This window comes from Leifsonia sp. Soil_N53, from assembly GCF_057655165.1.
The window spans coordinates 21,283-33,354 of the sequence record NZ_JBDGMM010000046.1 but is presented as its reverse complement, the minus strand read 5'-3'; the positions used below and the strand labels follow the sequence as shown (position 1 = coordinate 33,354).

The following is a 12,072-nucleotide window of genomic DNA, read 5'->3' as shown; positions in this document are numbered from 1 at the left end:
TGCTCCTCCTGGGCGTCGCTCCGCTCACGGCGAACGGGGGAGCGGCCCTGCGGCCCGATGGGCTAGCGTCGTGCTCATGAGCGGACTGCTGGAGTTCTTCGTGCGCGTCTTCGCGCCGGGCTCCGCGCTGTCCGCCTCCGGCCTGTGGACGCTGTGGCACGCTGCCGCGTGGCCGTCGGGCGCCTCCGGTCTCGTGGCCCTCGCCGGTCTCGCCGGCGCCGTCGGCCTGGTCGCGGTCGTCGCGACAGCGGTCGTGCGCTCGGTCGCCGCGCTGGCGGCAGCGCTGTGGGCTCGCGCGGTGTGGTCGAGCCCCCTGCAGCCGGTCGCCGGCTGGCTGCTGGAGAGCCAGGCCGACCCGGACGCCGACGGTCGCCCGCGCCCGAGAGCCCCGGGCATCCTCCTGCCGGTCGCGTAGCCGGGCCTCCTCGCCCCTGCGCGGCCAGACGACGTCTCCGATACGTTCCGACAGCAGGGATACACCCATGGACTTCTTCTCGTGGCCGCCGATCGCGGCCGTTCTCGACGCGGCCTACGGCTTCGTCACCGCCCTCTCCGCAGCGGCGGAGCCGGTCGCCGGCGCAGCGGCCGGCATCGTGGCGATCGTCGTCCTGACGATGATCGTGCGCGCCGTCCTCCTCCCCGTCGGCGTCAGCCAGGTGCGCGCGGAGTACACGCGGCGCCGCCTGGCGCCCGCCCTCGCCGAGCTCCAGCGCAAGCACGGCGCCGACCGCGAGCTGCTCGCCCGCAAGACGATGGAGCTCTACCGGGCCGAGCGCACCTCCCCGTTCGCCGGGATGCTGCCCCTGCTCGCGCAGCTCCCGGTCATCTCGCTGGTCTACGCGCTGTTCACGCACGCGACGATCGCCGGTCACGCCAACGGGCTGCTCGGCGAGCACGTGCTCGGCGCGCCGCTGGGCACCAGCTTCGTCGGCCTCGCGGGCGCGGCGCCGGTGTGGCCGGCGTTCCTCGTCTATGCGGGTGTGCTCGTCCTCATCGCCGTCGTGACCACGGTGTCGCGCCGGGTGCTGGCGCTGCCGCAGCCGGACGGCACGCCCGCGCCGACCGGGGTGCTGCGGGCGCTGTCGTTCCTGCCGTACGTCACCGTGGTCTTCGCGGCGTTCGTCCCGCTGGCCGCCGCGGTCTACATCCTGACCTCGACGGCGTGGACCGTCGTCGAGCGGGCGACCCTGCGCCGGCTGCTCGACCCGGACCGGGGCAGGGCCGAGCCGTCGACGTCGCACTGAGATGGGATGCTTGAACCATGTGGAACCGTGATCGTCCCCGGCCTCCCCGCGACCCTCGGGAGGCCATGCCCGGCCTCGGCGTCGGCGTCCAGGTCTACGTGGTCGAGCGGGAGCCGCCGTCGTCCGACGACTGGCCCGGTGAGCCCACCGGGGTGATCGTCGCCTCCGGCGACCGCAGCCTGCGGCACGTCTCGCTGCCGAACGACGGCTTCACGACCTGGGTGGTCGCCTTCAGCGAGCCGCAGCTGCGGCGGGACGGGAGCGGGCCGTACGAGCACGCGACCATCCCGTCCGCGCTGCTGGTCGCCGCCGAGCCGGCGGAGGCCTGAGCCGTGCTCGGGGTCGGCCTGATCCGCGGCATCAACGTCGGCGGCAACGCGCGGGTCACGAAGGCGGATCTCGCAGCCGCGTTCGAGGCGGCCGGCTTCGAGGACGTCGTCACGCTGCTGCAGAGCGGCAACGTGGTCTTCCGGGGGCCGGGCGCGCCGACCGCGAAGCAAGCGGGCGCGGTCGCGGCGGCGCTGGCGGAGTCGTCCGGGGTGGACGCCGGCGTCGTCCTGCTGGCGGAGGAGCGCTTCCGCCGCATCGCCGCCGACAACCCGCTGCTGGAGGTCGCGGACGACGACTCCCGGCTGCTCGTGACGTTCTTCGACCACGACCTGCCGTCGGGCGTGAGCGCGCCGGACGACGCAGAACTGACCCCCGAGGTCGTCCGGCTCGGCGAGCGGGCCGTCTACCAGTGGAGCCCGCTCGGCGTCTCGAAATCGGTCGTGCCCGCCGCGTTCTGGCGCAGTCTCGGGCAGGTCGCGACCGGCCGGAACCAGCGCACCGTCGCGCGGATCCTCGCCGAACTCGACCGGCGCGGCTGAGCCCGAAGGCGCCGTGGGTTCCCGCCCGCCGACTACCCACTTCTGAGCGTCGCCCGCGCCTCTTACAATGACGGCATGTTCGTCGAGGGCACGCTTCGATGGCAGGTCACCGAGGACTGTCCCTGGGACCTGCTGATCACGCTCGCCCTCCGCGACCTCGCCGGGCTCGACAACGCCCTCGATCCGGCCCTCCCGCGGGTCGCGCCCGCCGTCGTGCCCGCTCTCCACGGAACGCCGGAGCGGCGCGGGGGAGCGGCGACCCTCGCGGCGAAAGGGGTTCTCGAGACGCAGTGGCGCGCCCTGTTCGACCGCGCTGCCGACCGGGAGCACCGGCCGATCACGCCACTGCTCCAGCCTCCGCACTTCGCCGTACTCGACCGGGCCATCGAGCTCCAGGACATCGTGCTCGCCCAGTACGAGACGGCGGCGGGCTGGGCGCGGGAACGGCGGGCGGAGTACGCCAGGGCGAGCATCGAGAATCACGCGACGCGCGCGGCCGACATCGTCGACGTCGTCCACGAACGGGAGCACGATCTGCGACGCCAGGCCGGCTACTTCCGGCTGGACATCGATGTGCTCCCGCTCGCGGAGCGCGGCGCGTGGATCGTCGGGCCGCACACGGTGGTGGTCAGCGCCTCCCTGCGCGACGACTCGCAGGCGTTCCGCGACTGGTTCCGCCCGCTCGTCGCCGCGCTGGTGTGAGGCGCGGCCGCCGGTTCGTCAGACGACTCGGAGAGTCAGACGACCCGGCTCGCCGGCGACGTCGTCCGCGCAGGGTCGGACACCGCGACATCGCCGACCGCCTCGTCGATGCGCGCGAGCACGTCGCCGCTGAGCCGCACGCCCGCCGCCTTGGCGTTGGAGGCCACCTGCTCCGGGCGGGACGCGCCGACGATCGCGCCGGACACGTTCGGGTTCTGCAGCACCCAGGCGATCGCGAGCTGCGCCATCGTGGCGCCGAGCTCGTCGGCGATCGGCTTCAGCCGCTGGACGGCGGTGAGCACGTCGTCGCGGAGGAAGTCCTTGATCGCGTTGGCGCCGCCCTTGTCGTCGGACGCCCGGCTGCCCTCGGGCAGCGGAGCGCCGGGCAGGTACTTGCCGGTGAGCACGCCCTGCGCGACCGGAGACCAGACGATCTGGGAGATGCCGAGCTCAGCGGAGGTCGGCACGACCTGGCCCTCGATCACCCGCCAGAGCATCGAGTACTGCGGCTGGTTGGAGATGAGCTGGAAGCCGAGCTGCTTCGCCAGCGCGTGCCCGGCGCGGAGCTGGTCCGCCGTCCACTCGCTGACGCCGATGTATAGCGCCTTGCCCTGGCGGACGATGTCGGCGAAGGCCTGCATCGTCTCCTCCAGCGGCGTCTCGTAGTCGAACCGGTGCGCCTGGTAGAGGTCGACGTAGTCCGTGCCGAGCCGGGTGAGCGAGCCGTCGATCGACTCCAGGATGTGCTTGCGCGAGAGGCCGGTGTCGTTGGGGCCCTTGGGGCCGGTGGGCCAGTAGACCTTCGTGAAGATCTCCAGCGACTGCCGGCGCTGGCCCTTCAGGGCGTCGCCAAGGACCTGCTCCGCCGCCGTGTTCGCGTAGGCGTCGGCGGTGTCGAAAGTGGTGATGCCCGCGTCGAGGGCGGCGTGGACGCACTGCGTCGCCGTCTCGTTCTCGACCTGCGAGGCGTGGGTGAGCCAGTTGCCGTAGATGATCTCCGAGATCTTGAGACCGCTGTCGCCGAGGTATCTGAATTCCATGCTCTTACGCTAGCGCGGGCGGCAGACCCCCGCCGCCCGGATGTCGTCGCCGGATGGGAGGATGGCGGTGGGACGGCGGGACGGGAGGATGTGTCGATGGGCAAGACGGACGGCAGCGACCGGCGGGTGACGACCGCCGACGTCGACGACGCCGACGCCACGATCCTGCACGTCGACATGGATGCCTTCTTCGCCTCCGTCGAACTGCTCGACCGGCCGGACGCGCGCGGCAAGCCCGCGATCGTCGGGCACGCGGGCGGACGAGGCGTGGTCACCAGCGCCACCTACGAGGCGCGCCGGTTCGGCGTGCGCAGCGCCATGCCGGTCTCGCAGGCGCTCCGGCTCTGCCCGACCGCGATCATCCTGCCGCCGCACTACGAGAAATACACCGAGTACTCCGCCAAGGTGATGGACATCTTCCACGAGGTGACGCCACTGGTCGAGCCGCTCAGCATCGACGAGGCGTTCCTCGATGTCGCGGGCGCGCGCCGGCTGCTCGGCTCGCCGCGGCGGATCGCCGAGCTGATCCGCTCGCGCGTGCAGGAGGAGACCGGGCTGACCTGCTCGGTCGGCGTCGCCGGGACCAAGTTCATGGCCAAGCTCGCTTCGGGCCACGCCAAGCCCGACGGCATGCTCGTCATCCCGCCGGCCGACACGGTGGCGTATCTGCGGCCGCTTCCGGTGGGCGCGCTCTGGGGCGTCGGCGCCAGCACCCAGGCGTCGCTGGAGCGGATGGGGATGCGCACGGTCGCGGACCTCGCGGACGCGCCGTACGCCGTCCTGCAGCGCGCCGTCGGCGACGCGACGGCGAACCGACTGCACGAGCTCGCCAACGGGCGCGATCCGCGCCGCGTGATCACGGTCTCCCGCGAGAAGAGCATCGGCCACGAGAACACCTTCTCCGTCGACGTCGACGACGCCGACACCCTGCGCCGCGAACTGCTGCGGCTGTCGGGCCGGGTCGGCGAGCGGCTGCGAAAGCACGGGATGGTCGGCCGCACCATCGCGATCAAGGTGCGCTTCTCCGACTTCCGCACCATCACGCGTTCGCGGACGCTGGCCGAGCCGACGAACGTCGGGCGACGGCTGTTCGAGGAGGCCTGGGACGTGTTCGAGGCCCTCGGCCTCGACCTGAGGTCGACTCCGATCCGGCTGATCGGCGTGCGGGCCGAACAGCTCGCCGACGCCGGAGGGGACGCGCTCGCGCTGTGGGACCCCGACGAGGAGTGGCGGGAGGCCGAACGCACCCTCGACGCCGTGAGTGCGCGGTTCGGGCGTGGCACGATCGGGCCGGCCTCCCTGGTCAAGAGGTCGCGCGACGCCGAAGAGGGCGAACGCGACGGCCGCAACCCACGCTGGCTCAGCGACTAAGCGCGGACCACAACCGCCCTGGTCACACCGGAGGGCGGCGGGTACGGTGAACCCATGACGAACCTCTCCCTCAAGCTCGCCGAGACGATGAGCTCCTCCGGAATCAAGTCGGTGTACGGCGAGCCGATCGTCGTCGACGGCACCACGATCGTCCCCGTCGCCGCCGTGCAGTTCGGCTTCGGCGCCGGCGAAGGCCCCGGCGAAGACTCCGCTCCCGGCGGAGCGGGTGGCGGCGGTGTGGCGGTTCCGTTCGGCGCATACGTGAGCGACGAGACCGGGGTGCGCTTCCGGCCGAACCTGATCACCCTGCTCGCGGTCGCCATCCCGTTCGTGTGGGTGGCCGGCCACGCCTGGGCCCGCGTCATCCGCGCGCTCAAGCGCTGACGCGCACGCGCGACGTTCTCCGTCCGGCTACACTGGGCTCCTGAACACGGGAGTCCGGTGAGCCGGGCTGAGAGGAAGCTTCTCCAAGTTTCGACCGTCGAACCTGATCTGGGTCATGCCAGCGCAGGGAGGCCATCTCACATCCCGTGCCCTCATTTCTGAACAGAAAGGGCACGAACAGTGCACGCAACCATTTCGTCCGTCTCCGCGCCGTCCAAGCGCATCCTGCGCTGGCGGGTCGTCGACATCGTCGTCGCCAGCGTCGTGGCCGTCGCGGCCGGCGTCGTCTTCTGGGTCTGGGGACAGGCCTACAACCCCATCTCGGGCCCGGTGACCGCCCTCCTCCCGGGCTTCCAGGGCATCCTGAACGGCCCGTGGCTGTTCGCCGGCGTGCTCGTCGCGCTGATCGTCCGCAAGCCGGGCGCCGCGCTCTACGGCGAGATCCTCGCGGCCGTCGTCTCCATGCTCATCGGCACGCAGTGGGGCTTCGCCACGCTGCTGTCCGGCGTGGTGCAGGGTCTCGGCGCCGAGATCGTCTTCGCCCTGTTCCTCTACCGGAGCTGGGGCCTGGGCACCGCCCTGCTCGCGGGAGCGGGCACCGGCCTCGCGGAGTCGATCCTCGACCTGCTGTACTCCTACCCGGGGGCCAAGCCGGAGTTCGCGATCGTGTACACGATCACGACGACCGTCTCCGGCGTGGTCGTCGCCGGCCTCGGGTCCTGGCTGCTGGTAAAGGCGCTGGCGCGCACCGGCGCCCTGAACCGCTTCGCGGCCGGCCGCGAGGTCACGGGACGGGTCTAGCCGGCGGCCGGGAGGCTGTGATGCCGGACACGGAACCGGCCGGCCCGCAGCCGGCCCCGGTCGCCGTCCATGTCGGCGACTGGGGCTGGCGGCACGCCGGCCGTGCGGCCTGGGCGGTCCGCGGGCTGAGCCTGTCGATCGAGCCGGGGGAGCGTGTGCTCCTGCTCGGCGCGTCGGGCGCGGGCAAATCGACGCTGCTCGCCGGGCTCGCCGGCGTGCTGGGCGGTGACGACGACGGCGAGGCGGAGGGCGACCTCCGGCTCGACGGCCGTGCGCCCGCGGAGTCGCGTGGCCGTTCGGGCCTGCTGCTGCAGGATCCGGACGCGCAGGTGATCCTGGCGCGCGTCGGCGACGACGTTGCGTTCGCCGGCGAGAACCTCGGCGTGCCGCGGGACGAGCTGTGGTCGCGCGTGCGGTGGTCGCTGGACGCGGTCGGGCTCGACCTCCCGCTCGACCGTTCGACAGCGCAGCTCTCCGGAGGCCAGAAGCAGCGGCTCGCACTGGCGGGACTGCTCGCCATGCGGCCGGGGCTGCTGCTGCTGGATGAGCCGACCGCGAACCTCGACCCCGACGGCGCACGCGAGGTCAGGGACGCCGTCGCCGCCGTGCTCGCCCGCACCGGGGCGACCCTGATCGTCGTGGAGCACCGGGTCGCCGTGTGGCGGGAGCTCGTGGATCGGGTGATCGTGCTCGATGCCGCGGGCGGAGTGCTCGCCGACGGAGCGCCGGACGCCGTTCTGGCCGACACCGCAGGGCGGTTGCGCGACGCCGGCGTGTGGCTGCCGGACGAGCCCGTGCCGACGGCGCGTCGGGTCGCAGCAGGGGCGCCCTTGCTGGAGGCGCGGTCGCTCGCGGTCGGCCGGGCGCCCCTGTTCGCCGGGCGACGTGCGCGCAGGCGCGCCGAGCGCGGCGGTGAGCTGGTCGGGCACGCCCTGCCGTTCCGCGCGGACCTGACGATCGCCGAAGGCTCGGCCCTGGCGCTCACCGGACCGAGCGGGGTCGGCAAGTCGACGCTCGCGCTGACCCTGGGCGGCCTGCTGCCGCCGCTCGGCGGCGAGCTGACCGCCGCGCCAGCGCTGGCCGGTCGAGCGGCCTCCGCTCCGGCCGTCTGGCGCTCGCGCGAGCTGCTCACCCGGATCGGCACCGTCTTCCAGAACCCCGAGCACCAGTTCATCGCCGCCAGAGTGCGCGACGAGCTCGCGGCCGGACCGCGCGCGCTCGCACTGGCGCCGGAGGAGACCGCCGCGCGCGTCGAGCAACTCCTGGACGCCCTGGGGCTCTCCGCGCTCGCGGACGCGAACCCGTTCACGCTGTCCGGCGGCCAGAAGCGCCGGCTGTCGGTCGCGACAGCTCTGGCGACGCGCCCGCGCTTCCTGGTGCTGGACGAGCCGACCTACGGCCAGGACGCCACCACCTGGCGCCGGCTGGTCGACCTGATCGCCGGCCTGCGCGACGAGGGCCACGCCGTCGTCGCCGCGACGCACGACGCCGAGTTCGCCGCGGCGATCGGTGCGGACGAGCTGCCGCTCGCCGTCGCGAGGGAGGCCGTCGCGTGACCATCGCCGAACCGGTGCGCAGCGGTCCGCTCGCCACCCTCAACCCCGTCTCCAAGCTCGGCGCCGCGATGATCGTCACCGCCGTGCTGCTGGTGTCCATCGACCCGGTGTCCGCCGGTGTCGCCCTGGCCCTTGAGCTCGTGCTGCTCTGCTTCGCCGCCATCCCGGCGCGCGTGCTGCTCGTGCGCACCGCGCCCGTCCTGATCGCAGCGCCGCTCGCCGGCCTGACGACCGCGCTCTACGGCCGCTCCAGCGGCGTCGTCCACCTGCACTGGTGGGCGATCGAAGTCAGCGACGGGTCGCTGCAGCTGGGGCTGGCGACGTTGCTGCGCGTCCTCGCGATCGGCCTACCTGCCGTGCTGCTGTTCGTGACCATCGACCCCACCGACCTCGCCGACGGTCTGGCGCAGCTGCTGAGACTGCCCGCGCGCTTCGTGCTCGGCGGTCTGGCGGGCCTGCGGCTGGTGGGCCTGTTCGTCGACGACTGGCGGGCGCTCACTCTCGCGCGCCGGGCGCGCGGCGTGGCGGAGACCGGGGCGTTGCGGCGCTTCCTCGGCCAGTCGTTCTCGCTGTTCGTGCTCTCGATCCGCCGCGGGTCGAAGCTCGCGACCGCGATGGAGGCCCGCGGCTTCGGTGCGCCGATCGCCCGCACCTGGGCGCGCCCGTCGGTGTTCCGCGCCCGGGACTGGGTGACGCTCGTGGTCGCCGTCCTGGTCGCCGGCACGGCCGCGGCGGTCGCGATCGCGGTGGGGAGCTGGAATGTCCTGGGATCCTGAGCAGTTGCCCGCGCTGCTCGCCGCCGTCGCCGACGCGGTCGAGTCGGCCGGCGACGCGCCGCCGGTCGTGCTGATCGACGGCCCGAGCGGGGCGGGGAAGAGCTCCCTCGCCGATCTGCTCGTCCGTCGCTGGCCCGCCGCCGACCGGCCCCGGCTGGTGCGCATGGACGACCTCTACCCGGGCTGGGACGGCCTGCTGGCCGCGAGCGGCGCCCTGGCCGCCGACCTCCTCGAACCGCTCGCCGCGACCGGCCGCGGCCGCTGGCGCCGCTGGGACTGGGTGGATGAGCGGCCGGCCGAGTGGCACGAGGTGTCCGCGCCCGGCGCGCTGATCGTCGAGGGCTGCGGAACGCTCGCCGCCGCGAACGTCCGCCGGGCGCACCTGGCGCTCTGGCTCGACGCCGACGACACCCTGCGCAAGACCCGGGCGCTCGACCGGGACGGCGCCGGCTTCGCCTCGCACTGGGATCAGTGGCAGTCCGAGTTCGAGGAGTACCTGGCGCGTGAGCACCCCCGCGCCCGCGCCGACCTCGTCCTGGACGTCACCGACTGGCCGATCGGCTCTCCACCCCGGCGCGCCCCGGGGGCTACGGTGGTGCCATGAGCGAGACACCCCACTCCGACCCTGAGTACATCGTCGAATACGCCGACGGCCCCCTCGTCGGCACGGCCGAGCGCCGCTTCCTCGTCGGCGGGAAGGTGGACGAGCGGATCGGCGCGGTCGCCGCGATCGAAGGCCTCGAGTCGCTGTTCTGGTACGTCGCGGGGGAGGAGCGCACTGTCAACGGCGAGCGCTACGTCTCGTACCACTTCGACGCTCCCGACAGCGACCCGGTCGAGACCGACAAGGACGAGGAGTCGCTCTAGCGGCTCAGCACGAAGCCCCGGGGGACGACGACCCCCGGGGCTTCCTGCGTCGGCTCAGCCGAGCACCGGCTCAGTCCTGCGTGGGACCCGTCCTGCGCCGTGCCGCGATGATCGCCAGACTCACGCCGGCGAGGGCGAGCAGGCCGGCCAGCGGCGCGAGCCAGGCCGCCACGTCGCTACCGGTGTCGGCCAGCGGAGGGTTCGCCGCCGGCGGGTTCTGGACGGGCAGGCGGACGGCGTCCACCACCGCGGTGGACTCCGCCGACTGCACCGCGGCGCCCGTCGGATCGGTCGCGTCCGCTGTGGCGGAGTTGCTGATCCGGCCCGCCGCGTAGTCGGCGTCGGTCGCCGTGTAGTCCGCGGTGCAGGTCAGCGAGGCACCCGCCGCCAGCGTCGTGTCCGCCGGGCAGGTCACGGTCAGCGGCCCACCCGTGCCGGAGAAGTCCTGCTCCGTGATCCCGACCGCGGTCAGGGTGACGTTTCCGGTGTTCGTGACCACGAACGAGTAGGCGATGGGCTGTCCTGCGCCGGTGATGGTGGTCGTGTCCGCCTTCTTCTCGAGGGTCAGGGCGGGCGCCTGGTCCGCCGTGACCGCTGCGGTCGCGGCCGCGCTCGAGACGGCGCCGATCACGGAGTCCTGCCCGGATGCGACAGCGGTGTTCGAGATGGACCCGGCATCGACATCCGCGGCTGTCGCCACATAGGTCGCGGTGCACTGCTCACTGGCCGCGGGAGCGAGTGCCGTCTGCGGGCAGTTCGGCGCGGGCGCCGTCCCCGTGCCGGTGAAGGCCGTCTCGGCGACGGAGATCGCCGACAGGGGAGTGTTGCCGGTGTTCGTCACCGTGTAGGTGTACGTGACGGTCTCGCCTGCGGTGCTGATGGTCGCCGGGCTGGCTGTCTTCGTCAGGCCCAGCGCCGCTGCACGCGCCTCGTTGATGAACGTGCAGACGACCGACGGCGACTCGCCGGCGAAGTCGGCGAGCGGGAAGGAGACCGTGGTGCCCGCACCCGTGATCGGGAACTGCGGGTTGCCCGGGTTGACCGAGTCCACGCAGCGATACGAGGAGAGGTACTGGGTCAGGTCGGTCGTGCCCGCAGCCGTCTCGGTGGCGGTGTAGGTGTCGCCGAACCGGGCGAGCGCTGGTCCCGCCTGGAGGACGCGACCATCGGTGGTCTGCTGCAGCCCGGTCGCGGTGCCGACGGTGGTGGCGACAGCGGGGACGCTCACCGTCGGGCCGGTGACCTGGAGGGCGAACTGGTCGGTGGCGTTCACGCGCGAGACGACGTTCTTCTGAGCGCTGACGGCAGGCGGGAAGCCGCAGCTCGCCAGGTCGACGATGCCCGTTCCCGCGCTCCCCGTCAGCGAGACCGGAAGCGGAGTCAGCGCCCCGATGGCCGCGCCGGTGCCCGGGTCGATCGAGAAGATGCCGTTCGTCGACGACTGGCTGAGGTACAGCGTCCCTGACCCGTCGAACGCGATCCCGTTGAGGGCGGTGGCGGCCGGCACGGCGAACGTGCTCAGAACGGTCGGGGCCAGCGTCGCGGCCTGCGCCGCCGTCCGAGGGAGCGGCCCGCTGATCGTCTCCAGGGTGCCTGCGGTCGCCGACGAGGTGACGATGTAGAGGTTGCCGCCGCCGTCGAATGCGATGTCGCCGTTGTTCTGGCCGGCCGTCGCGGGGAAGGTGACGAGGGGTGAGGGGCTGACCATCTGCTCCGTCGTCGTGTCGAAGCCCCAGAGCTGGCCGGTGACGCCGTCGGTTCCGACGTCGCCGAAGTAGTAGATCCCGCTGGTGGGGTCGACGGCTCCTCCGGTCACGACCGACCCCACGCCCGACTTGCCCGGATACGACGTCCAGGTGCCGCTCGTGGCGTCGTAGCCCTGGATGACGGTCCCGTTGTCGGACGCGGCGTAGGCGGCGAGCCCTCCCACAGCGATGCCGAGACCGTTCGGGCCGACCCCGGCGATCGTGCTGACCGACGTGACCCCGGCGGCCAGTTCCGGGTCGCCGACCGAATCGCCGGCGATGCCGATCACACTGGCGTATTCGGCAGCGCTCGGGTCTCCCGGCACGATTCCGAAGAGGGAGTTGCCGGTGCAGAGGAGCGCCCCGGCGGCTCGCGCCTGGCCCGTCGGTCCGGCCATCGCGACGAGCGACACCAGGAGTGCGGAGACCATCGCGAGGATGAGGCCGGGGCGAACCGCGCGTTTCGCGGCGATCGCGGATGTGGGCATTGCCACCCTTTCAGTCGTTGCATCAGCGCGGATCGCGGAAGGCGAGTCGCGTGAGGGGTTTATAGCAACGAGGTGAGGGGGTGCACCCGGAGGCGATGGTGTGCGATATCCCGAAAGACAGGGAGATTCCGCGGGCGAAGCCCGGCGGCGGGCGGGGATCGGCGGCCGGTCGCGCGCAGGATTCACCCGCGGCTTAGCACTGCGCCGAGCCGTGCTCACGCAGCGATGC

14 protein-coding genes and 1 riboswitch are annotated in these 12,072 nt (G+C 72.9%); of the genes, 12 read left to right on the top strand and 2 right to left on the bottom strand.

What is annotated here, in order from left to right:
* Positions 1–76: 76 nt before the first annotated feature.
* The 5 genes from AC3A3H_RS05870 (at position 77) to AC3A3H_RS05850 (ending at position 2,815) form a co-directional block, all read left to right on the top strand.
* Entirely contained in the window at positions 77–415 is a 339-nt protein-coding gene (locus AC3A3H_RS05870; protein WP_487613610.1) for a DUF6412 domain-containing protein, read from the top strand.
* Positions 416–482: 67 nt separating this feature from the next.
* Positions 483–1,244 carry a YidC/Oxa1 family membrane protein insertase gene (locus AC3A3H_RS05865; RefSeq protein WP_487613609.1) on the top strand — a complete coding sequence of 254 codons (762 nt, stop codon included), beginning with the start codon at positions 483–485 and terminating at the stop codon, positions 1,242–1,244.
* A gap of 17 nt (positions 1,245–1,261) precedes the next feature.
* Complete coding sequence (locus AC3A3H_RS05860) at positions 1,262–1,573, top strand: hypothetical protein (RefSeq protein ID WP_487613608.1); 312 nt, start codon at positions 1,262–1,264, stop codon at positions 1,571–1,573.
* 3 nt (positions 1,574–1,576) lie between these two features.
* On the top strand, positions 1,577–2,113 hold the full coding sequence (locus tag AC3A3H_RS05855) for a DUF1697 domain-containing protein (protein ID WP_487613607.1): 537 nt from the start codon (positions 1,577–1,579) through the stop codon (positions 2,111–2,113).
* 75 nt (positions 2,114–2,188) lie between these two features.
* Positions 2,189–2,815: a hypothetical protein gene (locus AC3A3H_RS05850; protein ID WP_487613606.1), complete on the top strand. Its 627-nt coding sequence runs from the start codon at positions 2,189–2,191 to the stop codon at positions 2,813–2,815.
* Positions 2,816–2,850: 35 nt separating this feature from the next.
* Here the strand turns inward: AC3A3H_RS05850 and AC3A3H_RS05845 are convergent, their stop codons facing one another.
* Positions 2,851–3,855, bottom strand: a complete 1,005-nt coding sequence (locus tag AC3A3H_RS05845; RefSeq protein ID WP_487613605.1) for an aldo/keto reductase family protein — start codon at positions 3,853–3,855, stop codon at positions 2,851–2,853.
* 96 nt (positions 3,856–3,951) lie between these two features.
* Between AC3A3H_RS05845 and dinB the strand changes: the two genes are divergently transcribed.
* The 7 genes from dinB to AC3A3H_RS05810 all read left to right on the top strand — a co-directional run bounded on the left by dinB (position 3,952) and on the right by AC3A3H_RS05810 (position 9,610).
* Positions 3,952–5,226 carry a DNA polymerase IV gene (gene dinB, locus AC3A3H_RS05840; RefSeq protein ID WP_487613604.1) on the top strand — a complete coding sequence of 425 codons (1,275 nt, stop codon included), beginning with the start codon at positions 3,952–3,954 and terminating at the stop codon, positions 5,224–5,226.
* Between the two features lie 54 nt (positions 5,227–5,280).
* Positions 5,281–5,610 carry a GerW family sporulation protein gene (locus tag AC3A3H_RS05835; protein ID WP_487613603.1) on the top strand — a complete coding sequence of 110 codons (330 nt, stop codon included), beginning with the start codon at positions 5,281–5,283 and terminating at the stop codon, positions 5,608–5,610.
* 36 nt (positions 5,611–5,646) lie between these two features.
* Positions 5,647–5,757: riboswitch (TPP riboswitch) on the top strand.
* Positions 5,758–5,790: 33 nt separating this feature from the next.
* A complete protein-coding gene (locus AC3A3H_RS05830) occupies positions 5,791–6,411 on the top strand; it encodes an ECF transporter S component (RefSeq protein WP_487613602.1) in 621 nt (206 codons plus the stop codon).
* 20 nt (positions 6,412–6,431) lie between these two features.
* Positions 6,432–7,967 (top strand): ABC transporter ATP-binding protein, encoded by a 1,536-nt coding sequence (locus tag AC3A3H_RS05825; RefSeq protein WP_487613601.1) that lies wholly within the window; start codon positions 6,432–6,434, stop codon positions 7,965–7,967.
* A complete protein-coding gene (locus tag AC3A3H_RS05820) occupies positions 7,964–8,743 on the top strand; it encodes an energy-coupling factor transporter transmembrane component T family protein (RefSeq protein ID WP_487613600.1) in 780 nt (259 codons plus the stop codon). The genes AC3A3H_RS05825 and AC3A3H_RS05820 overlap by 4 nt, the downstream gene beginning before the upstream one ends.
* Positions 8,727–9,347 (top strand): nucleoside/nucleotide kinase family protein, encoded by a 621-nt coding sequence (locus AC3A3H_RS05815; RefSeq protein ID WP_487613599.1) that lies wholly within the window; start codon positions 8,727–8,729, stop codon positions 9,345–9,347. The genes AC3A3H_RS05820 and AC3A3H_RS05815 overlap by 17 nt, the downstream gene beginning before the upstream one ends.
* A complete protein-coding gene (locus AC3A3H_RS05810; protein ID WP_487613598.1) occupies positions 9,344–9,610 on the top strand; it encodes a hypothetical protein in 267 nt (88 codons plus the stop codon). Before AC3A3H_RS05815 ends, AC3A3H_RS05810 begins: the two co-directional genes overlap by 4 nt.
* A 70-nt stretch (positions 9,611–9,680) precedes the next feature.
* On the opposite strand, the gene AC3A3H_RS05805 is transcribed toward AC3A3H_RS05810, so the two are convergent.
* On the bottom strand, positions 9,681–11,843 hold the full coding sequence (locus AC3A3H_RS05805) for a DUF7507 domain-containing protein (protein WP_487613597.1): 2,163 nt from the start codon (positions 11,841–11,843) through the stop codon (positions 9,681–9,683).
* Positions 11,844–12,072: the final 229 nt, after the last annotated feature.